The following is an 18,606-nucleotide window of genomic DNA, read 5'->3' as shown; positions in this document are numbered from 1 at the left end:
CGGCCCCCGCCGACCGGGGGGACGCGCGGAGGGCGGGGCTCGCGATGCTGATGAACGACAAGGTGCAATCGACCGGACGCGTTGAACCCGTCGCTCCGGCTTCGCGCCGCCGCTTCCTAAAGGATGCGGCGGGCGTCGCCGGCGGTGCGGGTCTGCTCGCGCTCGGTGCCGGGATGTACGCGAAGCAGGCGTCGGCGTTGCCGGCGACGGCCATCCGTCCGCCCGGCGCTCTCCCCGAAGACGCTTTTCTCGCGGCCTGCGTGCGCTGCGGCCTGTGCGTGCGCGACTGTCCCTACAAGACCCTGAAGCTGGCCGAGTTCGGCGACGGGGTGGCGACGGGCACGCCGTACTTCGAGGCGCGCGACATTCCCTGCGAGATGTGCGAGGACATCCCCTGCGTGGTGGCCTGTCCGACCGGCGCGCTCGACCGTGCGCTGGTCGATATCACCAAGGCGAAGATGGGGCTGGCGGTCCTGATCGACCAGGAGAACTGCCTCAACTTCCTCGGCCTGCGCTGTGACGTGTGCTACCGGGTGTGCCCGGTCATCGACCAGGCGATCACTCTCGAGCGCATGCACAACCCGCGCTCCGACCGTCACGCGATGCTGCTGCCGACCGTGCATTCCGAGCACTGCACCGGCTGCGGCAAGTGCGAGAAGGCCTGCGTGCTGCCCGGCGAGGCGGCGATCAAGGTGTTGCCGATCAAGCTGGCGCAAGGCTCGAAGGCCGAACACTACCTGCGTGGCTGGGAAGAGAAGGAGGCCGCCGGCAAGTCGCTCATCGGCGACCAGGTCGAGCTGCCGGTGCGCGGCCTCGAAGGCAAGGCCTACGGTGACACTCGGGTCGAACCCGGGCAAGGGCCGGTCCAGGCGCCCGCGCAGGTGCCGGATTACGTTCCCGCGAAGCCGGCGGGCGGTGGTCTCGACTCGGGGTGGAAGCCATGAGCGCGCGACTCGGCGCCGGCGGCGTGCCGGAACGCAAGGTCCCGCCCACCAGCGTGCGCGGCGCCGCGATGCGCGGCGTGGTCGCACGTCCCGGGCGCGAGGCGGTGGAGGCGAAGGGCTGGCTGCGCGCGCACAAGTGGCTGCTGCTGCGGCGCGCGTCGCAGCTCGGCATCCTCGCACTCTTCCTCGTCGGGCCATGGCTGGGGTGGTGGATCGTCAAGGGCAACCTGTCGTCCAGCCTCACCCTCGGCGTGCTGCCGCTCACCGACCCCTTCCTGGTCGTGCAGCAGCTCGCCGCCGGGCACTGGCCCTACCGGGAGGCGCTGCTCGGCGCCGGCATCGTGCTCGCCTTCTATCTGCTCTTCGGTGGGCGGCTGTTCTGCTCGTGGGTGTGTCCGGTCAACCTCGTCACCGACGCCGCCGCCTGGTTGCGCCGGCGGCTGGGCCTCAAGGGTGGCAAGGTGCCGTCGGGCAGCACGCGCTACTGGCTGCTCGGCTTCGTGCTGGTCATCGCGGCGGCGACCGGCTCGCTGGCGTGGGAGTGGGTGAATCCGGTGTCGATGTTCCACCGCGGCCTGATCTTCGGTTTCGGACTGGCCTGGGGCATCGTCGGCGGCATCTTCTTCTACGACCTGCTCATCGCCCCGCGCGGCTGGTGTGGCCACCTGTGCCCGCAAGGCGCCTTCTACGCCCTGCTCGGACGCGCCGCCGTCGTCAAGGTCTCGGCCGCCAAGCGCAGCGCGTGCAACGACTGCATGGACTGCTTCGCCGTCTGCCCCGAGCCCCAGGTCATCCGGCCCGCGCTCAAGGGCGTAGGCCAGGACCACCCCCTCATTCTGGATGCCGACTGCACCACCTGCGGACGCTGCGTGGATGTGTGCGGCAAGGACGTTTTCCGCATTACGACCCGATTCAACAGGAGCGAGTCATGAACAAACAAACCCGAAATCTGGTGCTCGCGCTCGTCGCCGCTGTCGGCTTCGGTGCCATGGTGCCGCCCGCGGCGATGGCGCAGGCGGTGAAGAGCATTCGCGGCGCCGACGTGGCCGAGCAGGAGCTGCAGGTCGGCAACTACAAGCCGATTCCCGACCAGGCGCCGATCGAGCGCGACTACGTGCAGCAACCGCCGCTGATCCCGCACAAGGTGGAGGGCTACGAGGTCACGATCAACTTCAACAAGTGCATGGACTGCCACGCCTGGAGCCGCTACAAGGAGTCGGGCGCCACCAAGGTCAGCCTGACCCACTTCAAGGATCGTGACGGCGGCGAACTGTCGAACATCTCGCCGCGCCGCTATTTCTGCATGCAGTGCCATGTGCCCCAGACCGACGCCAAGCCGCTGGTCGGCAACAAGTTCCAGCGCGCGGAAGGCCTGCGCTGAAGAATCGACACACGGGGATCGACATGACCGACAACAACAAGAGCCTGATGCAGCGCATCCGCGGTGCGGGCTGGGGCGCCATCGTCCTGCTCGTCGCCGCGGGCGTGGTGTTCTGGGGGGGCTTCAACTGGGCCCTGGAGATGACCAACACGGAGAAGTTCTGCATTTCCTGTCATGAGATGGAGCAGAACGTCTTCAAGGAGTATCGCAACACCATCCACTACCAGAACCGCACCGGGGTGCGCGCGACCTGCCCGGACTGCCACGTGCCCAAGGAGTGGGGCCCGAAGATGATCCGCAAGATCAAGGCCTCGCGCGAGCTCTACGGCAAGGTGATGGGCACCATCGACACGCCGGAGAAGTTCGCCGCCGAGCGCCTGCGCCTGGCGCAGAACGAGTGGAACCGCATGAAGGCGAACAACTCGCAGGAGTGCCGCAACTGCCACAACTACGAGTATTTCGACTACTCGGTGCAGGGCCGTCGCTCCAACCAGATGCACCAGGCCGGCTTCGCCGAGGGCAAGACCTGCATCGACTGCCACAAGGGCATCGCGCACTCGCTGCCGCCGGTCGACCAGCACATCGGCGCGCCGCGCGAAGGCGTCGCTCCCGAGGTGATGCACCCGCCCGCGAAGAAGGACTGAGCTGCGCCGCAGCCCCCGCCCCGCGCTGCGCCGCATCGAGCGGTGCGCCGCGGGGCGCGCCTTTCCGGTGTGTGCCGGGATGGCGCATCCCGGGCCGCCTGTGTTCCAATCCGTCCCCATGCTCGAAGTCGAAAGTCTCGCCTGCCTGAAAGGCGATCGCCTGCTGTTCCGCGACCTCGCCTTCCGCCTCCAGGCGGGTGGCCTGCTGCGCGTCGCCGGGCCCAACGGGGTCGGCAAGACCAGCCTGCTGCGCCTGGTCACCGGGCTGGCGCTGCCCGAGGCCGGCGAGATCCGCTGGCGCGGCGAGTCGATCCGGCGCGCGCGCGAGGCCTTCCACGGCGACCTGCTCTACCTCGGCCACGCCGCCGCGCTCAATGACCTCCTCAGCCCGCTGGAGAACCTGCGTTTCGCCTGCGCTGCCGCCGGCGACGCGGTCGACGCGGAGGACTGCGTGCAGGCCCTGCAGCGCATCGGCCTCGCCGACCAGCTCGACCTGCCGGCGCGCGTGCTGTCGCAGGGCCAGCGCCGCCGCGTCGGCCTGGCGCGGCTGTTCCTGTCGAACGCGCGCCCGCTGTGGGTGCTCGACGAGCCCTTCACCGCGCTCGACGTGCGTGCGGTCGCCGATCTCGCCGCCACGCTCTCGCAGCACTGCGAAGCGGGCGGCATGGTGATGCTCACCACCCACCAGGACGCGCCCTTCGCGCGCCCGCCCGAGGTGCTCGACGTCGGAGTCTTCGCATGCTGAGCACCTTCCTCGCCGTGCTGCGGCGCGACCTGCTGCTGGCCTGGCGCGGGCGCGCCGACGTGCTCGTCACGCTCGCCTTCTTCATCATCGTGGTGTGCCTGTTCCCCTTCGGCGTCGGCGCCGAGCCCAACCAGCTGCGCGCGATCGCGCCCGGCGTGCTGTGGGTCGCGGCGCTGCTCGCCTGCCTGCTTTCGCTGCATCGCCTGTTCGCGCAGGACTACAGCGACGGAACTCTCGAGCAGCTTCTCCTGTCTAGCGAGCCGGCTGCGCTGTGGGTGATGGCCAAGGTGCTGGCGTTCTGGCTCAGCACCGGCCTGCCGGTGGTGGCGGTGGCGCCGGCCATGGGTCTGCTGCTTGACCTCGAACAAGGCGGGCTGCCCGTGCTGATACTAAGTTTGCTGCTCGGCACGCCCATCCTCGCGCTGCTCGGTGGGGTCGGCGCGGCGCTGACCCTCGGGCTGCGCGGCGGTGGCATGCTGCTGGCCCTGCTGGTGCTGCCGCTGTTCGTCCCGGTGCTGATCTTCGGTGCCGGCGCGGTCGAGGCCGAGCTGTCGGGTAGCGGTGCCGCCGCCCATCTGCTGCTGCTCGGCGGTGGTCTGGCGGGGGCGCTCGCGCTGGCGCCGGTGGCGTGCGCGGCAGCGCTCAGAATTTCAACCGATTGACGACGCAGCCGCGCCCCCAGGCGGGCGCGGCGGGCCGAGAAAGCGAAGCCTCGAAGCATGACGAATCCCGAACGCGGTCGCAGCCTGCTGCGGTTTGCTGCACCGCAGAATTTCTATCCTCTCGCCGGTCGTCTCGCGCCCTGGTTCGCCGCGAGCGCCGTCGTCCTCACCGCGGTCGGGCTGTGGCTCGGCTTCTTCGTCGCCCCCACCGACGCCACCCAGGGGCAGGTCTATCGGGTGATCTTCATCCACGTGCCGGCGGCCTGGATGTCGATGTTCATCTACCTCGTCATGGCCTTCTGGTCGGCGGTCGGGCTGGTCATGAACACCCGCCTGTCCTTTGTGATGAGCCAGGCGCTCGCCCCCACCGGGGCGATGTTCTGCTTCGTCGCGCTGTGGACCGGCGCGCTGTGGGGCAAGCCCACCTGGGGCGCCTACTGGGTGTGGGATGCGCGCCTGACCTCGCAGCTGCTGCTGCTCTTCCTCTACTTCGGCTTCATCGCGCTCACGCGCGCGATCGAGGATCCGCGTCGCGCCGACCGCGCCGGCGCAATCATCGCGCTGGTGGGCGCGGTCAACGTGCCGATCATCTACTTCTCGGTGCAGTGGTGGAACACCTTGCACCAGGGCGCCTCGGTGAGCCTCACCAAGGCGCCGTCGATGGCGACCACCATGCTCACCGGCATGCTGGTGATGGCGCTGGCGTCGTGGGCCTACACCCTCGCCGTGGTGCTGTGGCGGGTGCGGCCGATGATCCTCGAGCGCGAGCGCCACACCGAGTGGGTCGGCGCCGAGCTCGAGCGCGCCGCGAAGCTTTCGCAAACCGCCGGAGGGCGTGCCTGATGCAGCAGTGGGAGAGCTGGTCCGCGTTCTGGGACATGGGCGGTGCCGCCTTTTACGTGTGGGGCAGCTACGGCCTCGCGTTCGCGTTGATCGCGCTGGAACTCGTGCTCGTGTTCCAGCGTCGGAAGGACACCACCCGTCGCCTGCTGCGCTGGCGCCGCGCGGTGGGCAAGGATGCAGGCAAGCGTAACGGCGAAGGCACGATGCCCGCCATGGAGTCGGAAACATGAAAGCCCGTAGCAAACGTCTGATGCTGGTCGGCGGCGGGGTGGCCCTGCTGTTCGCCGCGGTCGCCCTGGTGCTGAGCGCCTTCCAGCAAAACCTGGTGTTCTTCCATACGCCGACCGAGGTCTCCGAGGGCAAGGCGCCCACCGGCAAGACCTTCCGCATCGGCGGCATGGTCGAGGACGGCTCGATCCAGCGCGAGGCCGACGGTGTAACGGTGCGCTTCGCGATCACCGACACCGCCAGGGTCATCCCGGTGACCTACAAGGGCACGCTGCCCGACCTCTTCAAGGAGGGCAAGGGCGCGGTGGTGCAGGGCAGGCTCGAGGGCGGCGTGTTCCGCGCCACCGAGGTGCTCGCCAAGCACGACGAGAACTACATGCCGCCGGAGGCCGCCCACGCCGTGGAACAGGCCCAGAAGGCCGCCCAGACCTTGAGCCAGTGACATGATCCCCGAACTCGGACACTTCGCCCTCATTCTTGCCCTGGTGCTGTCGCTGGTGCAGGCGGTCGTGCCGCTGGTCGGCGCGCAGCGCAACAGCTCGGCGCTCATGGCGGTCGGCCGCCCCGCGGCGCAGGGGCAGTTCTTCTTCATCCTGTTCAGCTACTTCTGCCTGACCTGGGCCTTCATCCAGAGCGACTTCTCCGTCCAGCTCGCGGCCACCAACTCGCACAGCGCCACCCCGCTGATGTACAAGATCACCGGCGTGTGGGGCAACCACGAGGGCTCGCTGCTGCTGTGGGCGATGTCGCTGTCGCTGTGGACGGTCGCGGTGACGGTGTTCTCGCGCCACCTGCCCGACGCCTTCCTCGCCCGCGTGCTGGGCGTGCTCGGTCTGGTCAGCGCCGGCTTCATCTCCTTCACCCTGGTCACCTCCAACCCCTTCGACCGCCTGCTGCCGGCCGTCGCCGAGGGCCGCGACCTCAACCCGCTGCTGCAGGACCCGGGGATGATCATCCATCCGCCGCTGCTCTACATGGGCTACGTCGGCTTCTCGGTGGCCTTCGCGTTCGCGATCGCGGCGCTGCTGTCGGGACGGATGGATGCCGCCTGGGCACGCTGGTCGCGGCCGTGGACCACGATCGCCTGGGTCTTCCTCACCGCCGGCATCGCGGTCGGCTCGGGATGGGCCTACTACGAGCTCGGCTGGGGGGGCTGGTGGTTCTGGGATCCGGTCGAGAACGCCTCCTTCATGCCCTGGCTGCTCGGCACCGCGCTGATGCACTCGCTCGCCGTCACCGAGAAGCGCGGCGCCTTCCGCAGCTGGACGGTGCTGCTGGCGATCGGCGCCTTCTCGCTGTCGCTGCTCGGCACCTTCCTGGTGCGCTCGGGCGTCATCACCAGCGTGCACGCCTTCGCCACCGACCCCAGGCGCGGCCTCTACATCCTCGCCCTGCTCGTGATCGTGATCGGCTTCTCGCTGCTGCTGTACGCGATGCGTGCGAACAAGCTCATGGGCGGCGGCAGCTTCGGCCTGGTGTCGCGCGAGACCGCCCTGCTCGCCAATAACGTCCTGCTCACCGTGGCCTCGGCCTCGGTGCTGCTCGGCACGCTGTATCCGCTCTTCCTCGACGCCCTCGGCCTCGGCAAGATCTCGGTCGGGCCGCCCTACTTCGAGGCGGTGTTCGTGCCGCTGATGACCCCGGTCGTGGTGCTGATGGTGTTCGGCCCCTTCCTGCGCTGGAAGGACGACGAGCTCCTCGCCGAGGTGCGCCGCGTGGCGCCCGCCTTCGTCGCCAGCGTGGCGATCGGCGTCGGCAGCGCGTGGGCGGTGGATCACCTCACCTGGCGCACCGCGCTTGGCCTCTCGCTCGCGGCCTGGGTGGTGCTCGCCAGCCTGCAACTGCTCGTCCGCCGCCTCGGCGAGCGCGCCGGGGCCTCGGCCGGTTCGCGCCTGCGTTCGATAACCGCGTCGTGGTGGGGAATGTGGCTCGCCCACTTCGGCATCGGCATCTTCATCATCGGCGTCACCATGGTGGGCAGCCTGGACCGCCACCTCGACGTCAAGATGAAGGAAGGCCAGCACGCCGAGCTCGCCGGCTACACTTTCGTCTTCCGTGGCGCGGTGGATGCCGACGGCCCCAACTACGACGCCGCGCGCGGCAGGATCGAACTGCTGCGCGACGGCCGCTCGCTCGACATGCTCACTCCCGAGAAGCGCGTCTATCTCGCCCAGGGCATGCCGATGACCGAGGCCTCGCTCGACATCGGCGTGTTCCGCGACGTGTACGTCTCGCTCGGCGAACAGCTCGAGGACGGCGCCTGGATCGTCAGCCTCTACTACAAGCCCTTCATCAGCTGGATCTGGGCAGGTTGCGTGTTGATGGGCCTCGGAGGCGTGTTCGCCGCCGCCGACCGCCGCTATCGCCGCCTGGCCGCGCGCGACGCCGCCGCGGCGGTGGGCAGTCGCGTCGCCGCCTGAGTTCGACCTGGGAAAACCATGAAAGCCAAGTTTCTCGTACCGCTGCTGCTGTTCTTCGGCCTCGCCGGCTTCCTCGCCTTCGGCCTCACCCTCAACCCGCGCGAGGTGCCCTCGCCGCTGATCGACAAGCCGGCGCCGAACTTCCGCCTCGCCCGTCTCGACCAGCCCGAGCAGACCTTCGCGCTCGAGGAGATGCGCGGCCAGGTCTGGCTGCTCAACGTGTGGGCCTCGTGGTGCGTGGCCTGCCGCCAGGAGCACCCGGTGCTGGTACGCATGGCCGCGCAGAAGCTGGTGCCGGTGGTCGGCCTCAACTACAAGGAAGTGCGCGGCGACGGCGCGATCAGCACCCGCGGCATGGCGCTCGAGGCCGAGACCACGATGGCGATCGAGCGCGCACGGCGCTGGCTCGCCGATCACGGCAACCCCTACCTGCTCTCGGTGCTCGACATCGACGGCCGCGTCGGCATCGACTTCGGCGTGTATGGCGTGCCCGAGACCTTCCTGATCGACCGCGAAGGCCGCATCCGCTACAAGCACATCGGCCCGATCACTCCCGAGTCGCTGCAGACCCAGATCATGCCCAAGGTCGAGGAGCTGCGTCGTGCCGGCTGATCCCAAGCTCGTCCCGTCCGGGCTCCACGGCCTGCGTCGCGTGCTCGGCGTCGGCGCGCTCGCCGCGCTGATCGCCGCGCCTCTCCATGCCGCCACGGCCGAAGGCGGCCCGGCCATCACCCCCGTCGGCATCGCCACCGCGAGCGACCCGGGCGTCGCCCCGGCGGTCGCCGCCGATCCCAAGCTCGAAGCCGACATGATGGAGCTGTCGCACAAGCTGCGCTGCCTCGTCTGCCAGAACCAGTCGATCGCCGAATCCAACGCGCCGCTCGCGGTGGACCTGCGCAACCAGGTGCGCGAACAGCTCGCCGCGGGCAAGGACAAGGACGACGTGATCGACTACCTCGTGGAGCGCTACGGCGACTTCGTGCTCTACGAGCCGCCCTTCAAGGCTGTGACCGGGCTGCTCTGGGTCGGGCCGTTCGCCCTGCTGCTGGGGGGCGCCGGCTGGCTGGCCTGGCGCCTGCGCCGGCGCCGCAGCGAGATCGCCGCCGAGGGCGCGCTCAGCGCCGCAGACCGCGAGCGCGCGCGTGCGCTGCTCGCCGGCGGCGGGGACGCCGCCTCGAATCCCGCATCCCCGGAGTCCCGCAAGTGACCGCCTTCCTCGTTTTCGCCGGCCTGCTCGTGGCCGGCGCGTTGCTATTGATCCTGCCGCCGCTGCTCGGCTACGGCCGCCGCGGCCAGGCGCAGATGCGCCAGAGCGCGATGGTGCTGACCGTGCTGCGCGAGCAGCTCGCCGATCTCGACGCCGAGCTCGCCGAGGGCCGCATCGACGCCGCGACCCATGCGAAGAGCCGCGAGGAGCTGGAGCGCCGTGCCCTCGAGGAGGCCGAGGTGGCCGCCGAGACGGCCGACAGCGCCGACCGCCGGCCGAGCAAGGCGTGGGCGCTCGCCACCGGCCTCGCCATCCCCGCGCTTGCCGTCGGCACCTACCTGATGATCGGCGAGCCCGCCGCGCTCGACCCGAAGAACGTCGAGGGCCAGCAGGGCTTCACGCAGGAGCAGGTCACCGAGATGGTGGGCAGCCTGGAGAAGCACCTCGCCGCCAACCCCGACAACGCCGAGGGCTGGGCGATGCTGGCGCGGACCTACCTGGTGCTGAAGGACTTCCCCAAGGCTGCCGCCGCCTACGAACGCCTCGACAAGCTGGTGCCCAACGACCCCGACGTGCTCTCCGACTGGGCCGACGTGGTCGCCGCGCAGACCGGCAAGGTCGGGAGCGATGCCGAGGCGCTGGTGCTGCGTGCGCTCGAGGCGGAACCGAAGCATCCCAAGGCGCTGGCGCTGGCTGGCACCGCCGCCTACCAGCGCGACGACTTCGCCGCCGCCGCCGGCTACTGGGAGCGCATCCTCGCCCTGATCCCCCCGGGCGACGACGTCGCGCGCGGCGTGCGCGCGAGCATCAACGAGGCGCGCGCGAAGGCCGGCATGGCGCCGCTCGCCACCAACGAAGGCAATGCCGCGCCGCCGCCGGCCTCGCCGCTCAAGGTCGCCGGCCGCCTGCAGGTCGAGGGCGCGCTCGCCGGCCAGGTCGCGGCCGAGGACGCGGTGTTCGTGTTCGTGCGTGGCCCGGCCGGCGGCCCCCCGCTGGCGGCGCTGCGCTTCAAGGGCAGCGAGCTGCCGGTGAATTTCGACTTCGACGGCGCGAGGCTGATGATGGGCGACGCCGCGGTGCCCGAGCGCGTCGTGATCGCGGCGCGCGTCTCCAAGGGTGGCGATGCCACCGCACGCCCCGGCGACCTCGAGGGCGTCAGCGCTCCGGTGGCGCCGGATGCCGAAGGCGTGACGGTGACGATCGATCGGGTACGGGAGTGAGGCGTCGGGTGCGAGGCGTCGGGGGCAAGGAGCAAAACCTCCGCAAGCTGCGCTGAGAGGCTTCAGGAAGCCGGTGGACGCTCGATCGCCCGCCGCAGCTGACGCCTCGCTCCCTACGCCTTGCCTCCCACGCCTCGCGCGTCCGCATACTCCAGCCGCACCCGCTTCACGTTGCACAGCAGCTCGTAGCTGATCGTGCCCGCGGCCTGGGCGATGTGGTTGATCGGCACCTGCTTGCCCCATAGCTCGACCTGGCTGCCCAGGCAGGCCTCGGGCAGCGCGGTGAGGTCGATCGTCAGCATGTCCATCGACACCCGGCCGATGATCCGGCTCGCGCGGCCCTCCACCGCCACCGGGGTGCCGTCGGGCACCACGCGCGGGTAGCCGTCGGCGTAGCCCATCGCCACCAGGCCGACCCGCGTCGGGCGTTCGGCGACGAAGCGGCCGCCGTAGCCGAGCGCCTCGCCGGGCGCGATCTCGCGCACCGCCATCACCGCGCTCTCCAGCGTCATCACCGCACGCAGGCCGTTGCCCTCGGCGGGCATGGGATCGGCCCCATAGAGCAGGATGCCCGGGCGCGCCCAGTCGCGGCGCGCCTGCGGCCAGGCCAGGATCGCTGCCGAGTTGGCCACGCTGCGCGCGCCGGGCAGGCCGGCGGTGGCGGCCTCGAAGCGCTGCAACTGTTCCAGCGTGGTCCCGAGCTCGGGCTCGTCGGCGCGCGCGAAGTGCGTCATCAGCACGATGCGTCCGACCTTGCCGCTCGCCTGCAGGCGCCGCCAGGCCCGCGCCACCGCGTCGCCGACGAAACCGGCGCGGTTCATGCCGCTATTGACCTTCAGCCACACATCCACCGGTGCGGCGAGCGGCGTGCGCTCCAGCATGCACAGCTGCTCCTCGTGGTGAACGACCATCCACAGCCGCTGGCGCGCCGCCTCGGCGAGCTCGTCGGCGGCGAACACGCCCTCGAGCAGCAGGATGGGGGCATCGATGCCGCCCGCGCGCAGCTCCAGCGCCTCGCCGAGGAAGGCTACCGCGAAGCCGTCGGCCTCGTCGCGCAAGGCCTGCGCGCAGCGCAGCGCGCCGTGGCCATAGGCGTTGGCCTTGACCACCGCGAGCGCCCGCCCGCCGTGGCGCTCGCGAGCGAGAAGATAGTTGTGGCGCAGGGCGGAGAGGTCGATGAGGGCGCGGGCGGGACGCATGGCGGGGATCGGAAGGGGTGGAAAGGCAAAATGGTGCGGGGAATTCGCCAGCGCCGCAATGCGCGGCCCGATCGCGACTCGCGTCGCTCCCACAGAGGCTCCCGCGCCGTGGAATCGCGACTCGCGTCGCTCCCACAGAGGCCCCCGCGCCGTGGAATCGCGACTCGTGTCGCTCCCACGAGGGCCCGCCACGCTGCCGGAGCCGCGCCGCAGGAGCGACGCAAGTCGCGATCGGGCGCGCGGATCACCGCCGCAGCACATGGAGCCGTGGAATCGCGACTTGCGTCGCTCCTACAGGGGCCGCCCACGCTGCCGGGGCACTGTAGGAGCGACGCGAGTCGCGATGCCGCGCCCCGGGCACGCGCTGTGGCTCACGAAGCCGCGCAAGCGCGCTTCAGACGGTGCCGAGCGGACGCTGGCGGGCGCCGGCCACCGGTATGCTGCGGTGCTCGGCGCCGTAGCGCGCGAGGCCGAGGTCGTCGTGGCGGATCGCCGGCTGGCGGCCGACGACCAGATCGGCGACCAGCGCGCCGGCGCCGCAGGACATCGTCCACCCCAGGGTGCCGTGGCCGGTGTTGAGGAAGAGCTCGGGGAAGGGCGTGGCGCCGATGATCGGGGTGGAATCCGGCGTCATCGGGCGCAGGCCGGTCCAGAACTCCGCCGCCTTGACGTCGCCGCCACCGGGGAAGAGGTCGTTCACCACCAGCTCCAGGGTCTCGCGCCGGCGCGGGTTGAGGCGCAGGTCGAAGCCGCCGAGCTCGGCCATGCCGCCGACGCGGATGCGCTCGTCGAAGCGCGTCACCGCGACCTTGTAGGTCTCGTCGAGCACGGTGGACACCGGCGCGCGCGCGGCGTCGACCAGCGGCACGGTCAGCGAGTAGCCCTTCACCGGATACACCGGCAAGTCCAGTCCGAGGCTGGAGGCGAGCGCGCGCGAGTAGCTGCCGAAGGCGAGCACGTAGCGGTCGGCGACCAGCGTGTGCTCGACGCCGTCGGCACCGGCGATGCGCACGCCCTCGATATGGCCGCCGCGGCGCACGAGTTCGCGCACCTCAGTGCCGAAGCGGAAGGTCACGCCGGCCGCCTCCGCCATCGCCGCCAGGCGGGTGGTGAAGAGCTGGCAGTCGCCGGTCTCGTCGTTGGGCAGGCGCAGGCCGCCGGCGAGCTTGCCGGGGCGACGGGCCAGCGCCGGCTCGGCGCCGGCGAGCGCGTCGCCGTCGAGCAGCTCGTAGGGTACGCCGCACTCCTCCAGCACAGCGATGTCGCGCGCGGCGGCGTCGAGCTGGGCCTGGGTGCGGAACAGCTGCAGCGTGCCGCGGCTGCGCTCCTCGTAGGCGATGCCGGTGTCGGCGCGCAGCGTGCGCAGGCAGTCGCGGGCGTACTCGGAGACGCGCATCATGCGCTCCTTGTTCACCGCGTAGCGCGCGCTCGAGCAGTTGGCGAGCATCTGCGCCATCCAGCGCAGCTGGAACAGGCTGCCGTCGGCGCGGATCGCGAGCGGGGCGTGGCGCTGGAACAGCCACTTCAGCGCCTTCAGCGGAATGCCGGGCGCGGCCCAGGGTGTGGAGTAGCCGGGCGAGACCTGGCCGGCGTTGGCGTAGCTGGTCTCGAGTGCGGCGCCGGGCTGGCGGTCGATCACGGTGACGCGCGCGCCGCGTTGGGCGAGATACCACGCGGTGGTGGTGCCGATCACGCCGCTGCCGAGTACGATCACGTTCATTTCGCGTCTCCTGCCTGTATTCGATGGAATTGCGGCAGTCTAATGAGGCCTTACTAGCGAAAGTCACTAAACTGATATCGCCAATCAGTGAAGATCACCAATCTGGAGGCCGCCTTGCCGGCGGCGCAGTGAAATGCGCGACCTCGACCGTACAGACCTGAAAATACTGGATTTGTTGCAGAAGAACGGGCGCCTGACGATGACCGAGCTCGCCCACCAGGTGGGCCTGTCGGCGACCCCGTGCACCGAGCGCGTGCGCCGCCTGGAGCGCGAGGGCGTGATCACCGGCTACCACGCCCGCGTCGACCCGCGCGCGCTCGGCCGCCCGCTGCTGGTCTTCGTCGAGCTCAAGCTCGCCGCCAAGTCGAACGACGCCTTCGAGCGCGTGAAGAAGGAGCTCGCCTTCGTCCCCGAGGTCATGGAGTGCCACCTCGTGTCGGGCGATTTCGACTATCTGATCAAGGCGCGCATTTCGGAGATGAGCGACTACCGTCGCCTGCTCGGCAACATCCTGCTCAAGCTGCCCTCGGCGACCGAGTCGCGCAGCTACGTGGTGATGGAGGAGGTGAAGGAGAGCCTCTATATTCCTCCCATGTCATGAGCCGCGGGAGGTCCCGGATGGACGACAGGAGCCGCCACGCATGAGTTCGGAACGTGGCACCTCGATCCGTGCCCTCGAACGCGGCATCGAGGTGCTGCGCCTGCTCGGCCCCCAGGAGGGCAGCTCGCTGCGCGCGCTCCACGCCGCCAGCGCGCTCCCCAAGCCGACCCTGCTGCGCATCCTGCACACCCTGGAGCGGGGCGGGCTGGCGTGGCGATCGATCGACGACGGGCTGTGGCGGCGCTCGCTGGCGTGGACCGCGGCGCCGAGCGGGCACGCGATCGATCCGCGCCTGGTCGAGGCCGCGGCGCCGCACCTGGTGGCGCTGCAGCGCACGGTGCTGTGGCCGTCCGACCTGCTGGTGTACCGCGACTTCGCGATGGAGGTCGCGGAGAGCTCCCGCCGCCTCTCCGGGCTGGCGCTCAATCCGCGCTACCGCATCGGCTATCGGGTGGACATCCTGCTCTCCGCGCCCGGGCGGGCCTGGCTTGCCTTCTGCGCTGCGGCCGAACGCGAAGCGGTGCTCGCCCACTGGTGCGCCGCCTCGCCGTCGAATCCGCGCACGGCGGCGGTCCTCGAGGGCGAGATCGACGCCCTCCTGGAGGAGACGCGACAGCGCGGCTATGCGGTGCGCGACGCGCTCTTCGGCGGCTCGTTCGAGGACATGGCGGGCTTCGACGACGGCTTCGACGCCATCGCCGTGCCGATCCTCGCCGATGGCGGGGTGCGCGGGGCGATCAACCTGGTGTGGCCGCGGCGCTACGACCTGCGCGCGAAGGTGGTGGAGGCGCATCTGGCCGACCTGCAGGCCTGCGCCGCAGCGATCGCGGCCGCGCTCGCGTCGCCGCGCCAGCCCTGAGCACCGCCGCGCCGTCGCGGAGCCCTTCAGCGCGGGCGGGTGCGCTCCAGGTAGCGTTCCACGGCGTCGAGGTTGCGGCGCACGCGCGCATGGCCCGGCAGCAGGGCGTCGGCGGTGCGCAGCTCGCGCGCGGCCTCCTCCCAGCGCTGGCGCTGGCCGGCGAGCAGGCCGAGGGCGAGGTGGAGCTCGCCGGGACTGGTGGCGCGGGCGAGCCCGTCGCGCAGCACGCGCTCGGCCTCGTCCTCGCGGCGGGTCTGCGCGAGCAGCGTGGCCAGGCCGAGGCGTGCGCTGTCGAGCGCGGGTTCGCGCTGCAGCGCGCGGCGCAGGCGCTGCTCCGCCACGAGCGGATCGCGTTGCGCGAGCGCCAGCCCGGCGAGGTTGAGCTGGGCGTTCGGCATGTCTGCCATCGCCTGCTGTGCCGCGACGAACTCGGCCAGCGCGGCGCGCTGGCGGTCCTGTAGCTCGGGCGCGAGCGCGGTTGCGGGCAGGTCGGCGAGCGCGCGCGCGGCGGTGATGCGCACCGCGCGCACGGGGTCGGCGAGCAGGGGGGCGAGCTGCGCGAGGCGCTCTTCGGCGGGGCGCAGCGCGAAGGCGGCCGCGGCGCTGGTGCGCAGCGCGGGGTCGGGGTCGCGCAGCGCGGCGGCGGGCACGGCCTGGGGGTCGAGCTGGGCGAGCTGCTCGATCGCGCTCGCGCGCACGATCGCGGGCACGGCGGCGTCGCGGGCGAGCGCGGCCAGGCCCCCGGCCGCGCCGGGGGCGCCTGCGCGTGCGGCGGCGAGGATCTCGCCGTAGTGGGGTGGATGCGTGCGCTTGCAGTGGTGGCGCTCGATCGCCGCCGCGGCCCACTCGGCGCCGCGGTCGGCGTGGCAGCCGGTGCAGGCGTCGGGCGCGCCGGTGCGCGCGCCCAGGTCGGGGCGCGGCACCCGGATGGCGTGATCGCGGCGCGGATGCACGACCATGTAGTTGCGGCTCGGCATGTGGCAGTCGACGCACTGGCTGCCGGCGCCGCCGCCGCGGTGGAAGTGATGCGAGGGCGCGTCGTAGTCCTTCGCCTGCAGGCCGGGGAAGCGGCCGCGGTCGGGGGCGGGATTGTGGCAGGCCGTGCACAGCGCGTTGCCTTCGGCGCGCAGGCGGCCGCGGTGGGGGTCGTGGCAGTCGGTGCAGGCCACGCCCGCCTGGTACATGCGGCTCTGGCGGTAGGAGCCGTACTCGAAGACCTCGTCGAGCTGCTGGCCGTCGGCGTGGTAGAGGCCGGGGCGCAGGTTGTCGGGGATGAACTGGTCGAACAGCGGCGCGCCGGCCACGGCGTCCTCGACCAGCCGGGTGCGGCGCGCGTGGCAGGTGGCGCACTGGTCGACCTGGGCGTGCGCGCCGGCCAGCGCCCGGTTCGGGGTGGGCAGCGGCGCCTGGCCGCGCTCGCCCGCGGCGGCGCGCCTGCGTGCGTTCTCGGTGTGCGCGCGGCCGGCGCCGTGGCAGGCCTGGCAGCCCACGTTCGCCTCGGCCCAGGTGGTGGCGTAGCGGTCGTGCTCGTCGTCGTAGCCCTTGCGGTAGGCGGTGGTGTGGCACTCGCCGCACATCAGGTTCCAGTTCTGGTAGCGCCCGCTCCAGTGCAGGTTGTCGCCCGGGGCGACCGGGCCGTCGGCGTGCAGCGAGAACCAGGTCTTGCGCGTGGTATCCCAGGCGATCGTGAAGGCCTGCAGGCGTCCGCCCTGCTGCGGCAGCAGCACCTGCTGCAGCGGCCGGATGCCGAAGACGTGGCTGGCCGCGAGCGCCTGCGTGCGCCCGTCGGGCCCTTGCGCGGCGACCATGAAGTCGCCGCCGCGGCGGAAGAAGCGCGCCGCCGCCGCACCCTCGCCGAAGCGGACTTCGCCGGAGCCGGCCTCACCGAAGTCGCCGAGCACGGTCTGCGCCGTCGCCGGCGGCATCGCATGGCGGTGCTTCGATTCGGCCCAGGCGCCCGCCTGGTCGGGGTGGCAGGCGAGGCAGTCGCGGTCGGCGACGTGGTCGGGCCGCGTCCCCGCCTGCGGGGCGGCCGCGAACGCGGCCGGCACCATCAGGACGCAGGCGAGGAGCAGGGCGGGCAGGCGCATGCGCTCAGGGCCTGGCCGTGCGCGGGACGAGGGTGGCCTCGTACTTCAGGTCCTCGTAGTACTTCGCGCCGTTGCTGTAGCCGGGGCGGTTGGCGAGGTTGCGGATCTCCAGCGTGCCGGTCTCGCGCACGTAGTCGCGCCAGGCCACCAGCATCTCGCCCAGCTTCTGCGGGTTGGCGGCGGCGAGGTTGCGGCTCTCGCTGCGGTCCTGGGCGACGTTGAAGAGCTCCCAGTCGCCCGTGCCCCAGGGTTGGTTCGCCGACACGATCTTCCAGTCGCCCTTGCGCAGCGCCTTGCGCCCGCCCAGCTCCCAGCCGATCGCCTTGTCCGCGCCATGCACGGCCTGCCCGCGCCCCTGCAGCAGCGGCAGCATCGAGGCGCCGCGCAGCGGCAGCACGGGCCTGCCCTGGTACTCGGTGCCGGGGTGCTTCGCGCCGGCGAGCTCGAACAGCGTGGGCGCGATGTCGGTCACGTGGGCCATCGCCGACTCGAGCTTGCCGCCCTTGACGCCCGGGCCCCAGGCGATCGCCGGCACGGCGATGCCGCCCTCGTACATGAAGGACTTGAACATGCGGAACGGCGTCGAGCCCACCTGCGCCCAGCCCGGCCCGTACTCGGCGTAGGAGCCGGACTTGCCGATGTGCGCGATGCTGTTGTCCATGTCCTTGTGGATCCACTCGCGGGTGCGCGCCACGTCGTACACCGAGTTGCCGTCGGCGCCGTTGTCGGACAGGAAGAAGATGAAGGTGTTGTCGAGCTGCCCGGTCTTCTTCAGGTAGTCGAGCATGCGGCCGATGTTCTGGTCCATGTTGTCGACCATCGCGGCGTACACCGCCATGCGCCTCGCCTCGGATTCCTTCTCCGCCGCGCTCAGGCTGTCCCACTTCGGCCACAGCGGGTGGCCTTCGAACACCGGCGTGTCGGCGGCCACCAGGCCGAGCTTCTTCATGCGCTCGAGGCGCTCGCGGCGCAGCTTGTCGTAGCCGTCCTTGTAGCGCTGCTCGTACCTGGCGATGTCGGCGTCGTGCGCGTGCAGCGGCCAGTGCGGCGCGGTGAAGGCGAGGTAGGCGAAGAAGGGCTTGCCCGAACCCTTGCCGGCGTCGATGTACTCGATCAGCCGCGAGGTGAAGAAGTCGGACGAGAAGAAGTCCTTCGGCAGCGTCGTCTCCTTGCCGTTCTCGCGGTAGATGGCCTTCGGCGGCTTGGCCGGATCGGCGGCGACGATGCCCGCGCCGTCGCTCCAGTGGCTGGAGCCGCCATGCACCAGCGCATACGACTGGTCGAAGCCGCGCGCGGCCGGGCTGTACTGCTCGGGCACGCCGAGGTGCCACTTGCCGGTCATCAGCGTGCGATAGCCGGCGTCGCGCAGCACCTGCGCCATCGGCACCACGCGCTCGTTGAGGTAGCCCTCGTAGCCCGGCTTGCCGCGCTGCTCGGGCAGCATCAGCTCGGCCATGTCGCCGAAGCCGGCGAGGTGGTTGTCGGTGCCGGACATCAGCATCGCGCGCGTCGGCGAGCAGAACGGCGAGGCGTAGAACTGGGTCATCTTGACCCCGGTGTCGGCCAGGGTGTCGAGGTTGGGAGTGGCGATTTCGCTGCCGTAGCTGCCGAGGTCGGTGTAGCCGAGGTCGTCGGCCATGATCAGCAGGATGTTGGGGCGGTCGTGCTGGACCGGCGAGGCGGCGTGGCCGGCCTGGACGCCGATGGCGAGCGTTGCCACCGGGATCAGCAGGGTCGCGAGCGCTGCTTTCATTGTCTGTCTCCTGGAATAAGCCCGGCTTCTGGCCGGTTCCATAAATTTAATTCAATTCTCGAGAAAAGCTGCGCGATCTGAAAATGTTCC

19 protein-coding genes are annotated in these 18,606 nt (G+C 71.0%); 15 read left to right on the top strand and 4 right to left on the bottom strand.

From position 1 onward, the window contains the following. The first annotated feature begins 50 nt into the window (after positions 1 to 50). The 13 genes from napG to ccmI all read left to right on the top strand — a co-directional run bounded on the left by napG (position 51) and on the right by ccmI (position 10,294). The gene (napG, locus tag ACZ5PP_RS11560; RefSeq protein WP_040829263.1) at positions 51 to 944 is read left to right on the top strand and encodes a ferredoxin-type protein NapG; all 894 of its coding nucleotides are present in this window, start codon (positions 51 to 53) and stop codon (positions 942 to 944) included. Continuing rightward, positions 941 to 1,876 (top strand): quinol dehydrogenase ferredoxin subunit NapH, encoded by a 936-nt coding sequence (gene napH, locus ACZ5PP_RS11555; RefSeq protein WP_004314196.1) that lies wholly within the window; start codon positions 941 to 943, stop codon positions 1,874 to 1,876. Before napG ends, napH begins: the two co-directional genes overlap by 4 nt. Further along, positions 1,873 to 2,325, top strand: a complete 453-nt coding sequence (locus ACZ5PP_RS11550) for a nitrate reductase cytochrome c-type subunit (protein WP_004314198.1) — start codon at positions 1,873 to 1,875, stop codon at positions 2,323 to 2,325. Before napH ends, ACZ5PP_RS11550 begins: the two co-directional genes overlap by 4 nt. A 23-nt stretch (positions 2,326 to 2,348) precedes the next feature. Then, the gene (locus ACZ5PP_RS11545) at positions 2,349 to 2,969 is read left to right on the top strand and encodes a NapC/NirT family cytochrome c (RefSeq protein ID WP_004314200.1); all 621 of its coding nucleotides are present in this window, start codon (positions 2,349 to 2,351) and stop codon (positions 2,967 to 2,969) included. 118 nt (positions 2,970 to 3,087) lie between these two features. Next, the gene (ccmA, locus tag ACZ5PP_RS11540) at positions 3,088 to 3,714 is read left to right on the top strand and encodes a cytochrome c biogenesis heme-transporting ATPase CcmA (RefSeq protein WP_012586284.1); all 627 of its coding nucleotides are present in this window, start codon (positions 3,088 to 3,090) and stop codon (positions 3,712 to 3,714) included. Next, positions 3,708 to 4,376: a heme exporter protein CcmB gene (gene ccmB / locus ACZ5PP_RS11535; protein ID WP_004314203.1), complete on the top strand. Its 669-nt coding sequence runs from the start codon at positions 3,708 to 3,710 to the stop codon at positions 4,374 to 4,376. Before ccmA ends, ccmB begins: the two co-directional genes overlap by 7 nt. A 57-nt stretch (positions 4,377 to 4,433) precedes the next feature. Next, on the top strand, positions 4,434 to 5,219 hold the full coding sequence (ccmC, locus tag ACZ5PP_RS11530) for a heme ABC transporter permease CcmC (RefSeq protein WP_004314205.1): 786 nt from the start codon (positions 4,434 to 4,436) through the stop codon (positions 5,217 to 5,219). Continuing rightward, a complete protein-coding gene (gene ccmD, locus ACZ5PP_RS11525) occupies positions 5,219 to 5,449 on the top strand; it encodes a heme exporter protein CcmD (RefSeq protein WP_004314207.1) in 231 nt (76 codons plus the stop codon). The genes ccmC and ccmD overlap by 1 nt, the downstream gene beginning before the upstream one ends. Further along, complete coding sequence (ccmE, locus tag ACZ5PP_RS11520) at positions 5,446 to 5,889, top strand: cytochrome c maturation protein CcmE (protein WP_004314208.1); 444 nt, start codon at positions 5,446 to 5,448, stop codon at positions 5,887 to 5,889. The genes ccmD and ccmE overlap by 4 nt, the downstream gene beginning before the upstream one ends. A gap of 1 nt (position 5,890) precedes the next feature. Beyond that, positions 5,891 to 7,867, top strand: coding sequence for a heme lyase CcmF/NrfE family subunit (locus ACZ5PP_RS11515; protein WP_012586282.1), 1,977 nt, complete (start codon positions 5,891 to 5,893; stop codon positions 7,865 to 7,867). An 18-nt stretch (positions 7,868 to 7,885) separates the two neighbouring features. Beyond that, complete coding sequence (locus tag ACZ5PP_RS11510; RefSeq protein ID WP_004314212.1) at positions 7,886 to 8,479, top strand: DsbE family thiol:disulfide interchange protein; 594 nt, start codon at positions 7,886 to 7,888, stop codon at positions 8,477 to 8,479. After that, positions 8,469 to 9,074, top strand: a complete 606-nt coding sequence (locus ACZ5PP_RS11505) for a cytochrome c-type biogenesis protein (protein WP_464826052.1) — start codon at positions 8,469 to 8,471, stop codon at positions 9,072 to 9,074. The genes ACZ5PP_RS11510 and ACZ5PP_RS11505 overlap by 11 nt, the downstream gene beginning before the upstream one ends. Beyond that, positions 9,071 to 10,294: a c-type cytochrome biogenesis protein CcmI gene (ccmI, locus tag ACZ5PP_RS11500; RefSeq protein ID WP_464826051.1), complete on the top strand. Its 1,224-nt coding sequence runs from the start codon at positions 9,071 to 9,073 to the stop codon at positions 10,292 to 10,294. The genes ACZ5PP_RS11505 and ccmI overlap by 4 nt, the downstream gene beginning before the upstream one ends. A 113-nt stretch (positions 10,295 to 10,407) precedes the next feature. Here the strand turns inward: ccmI and alr are convergent, their stop codons facing one another. After that, positions 10,408 to 11,493 carry an alanine racemase gene (gene alr / locus ACZ5PP_RS11495; protein WP_276662933.1) on the bottom strand — a complete coding sequence of 362 codons (1,086 nt, stop codon included), beginning with the start codon at positions 11,491 to 11,493 and terminating at the stop codon, positions 10,408 to 10,410. A gap of 394 nt (positions 11,494 to 11,887) precedes the next feature. Continuing rightward, the gene (locus ACZ5PP_RS11490; protein ID WP_464826050.1) at positions 11,888 to 13,213 is read right to left on the bottom strand and encodes a D-amino acid dehydrogenase; all 1,326 of its coding nucleotides are present in this window, start codon (positions 13,211 to 13,213) and stop codon (positions 11,888 to 11,890) included. 133 nt (positions 13,214 to 13,346) lie between these two features. Here ACZ5PP_RS11490 and ACZ5PP_RS11485 point away from each other — a divergent pair, with 133 nt between their 5' ends. Together ACZ5PP_RS11485 and ACZ5PP_RS11480 are read left to right on the top strand one after the other, a co-directional pair. Then, entirely contained in the window at positions 13,347 to 13,814 is a 468-nt protein-coding gene (locus ACZ5PP_RS11485) for a winged helix-turn-helix transcriptional regulator (protein WP_273424062.1), read from the top strand. 40 nt (positions 13,815 to 13,854) lie between these two features. Continuing rightward, a complete protein-coding gene (locus tag ACZ5PP_RS11480) occupies positions 13,855 to 14,673 on the top strand; it encodes a helix-turn-helix domain-containing protein (RefSeq protein WP_464826049.1) in 819 nt (272 codons plus the stop codon). 26 nt (positions 14,674 to 14,699) lie between these two features. Here ACZ5PP_RS11480 and ACZ5PP_RS11475 read toward each other — a convergent pair whose 3' ends face one another. Both ACZ5PP_RS11475 and ACZ5PP_RS11470 read right to left on the bottom strand, forming a co-directional pair. Beyond that, positions 14,700 to 16,763 (bottom strand): cytochrome c3 family protein, encoded by a 2,064-nt coding sequence (locus ACZ5PP_RS11475; RefSeq protein WP_464826048.1) that lies wholly within the window; start codon positions 16,761 to 16,763, stop codon positions 14,700 to 14,702. Positions 16,764 to 16,767: 4 nt separating this feature from the next. After that, on the bottom strand, positions 16,768 to 18,516 hold the full coding sequence (locus tag ACZ5PP_RS11470) for an arylsulfatase (protein ID WP_464826047.1): 1,749 nt from the start codon (positions 18,514 to 18,516) through the stop codon (positions 16,768 to 16,770). Positions 18,517 to 18,606: the final 90 nt, after the last annotated feature.

The organism is Thauera sp. DNT-1 (genome assembly GCF_055393985.1).
The sequence above is the reverse complement of the archived record's forward strand: the minus strand, read 5'-3'. Positions and strand labels throughout refer to the sequence as shown.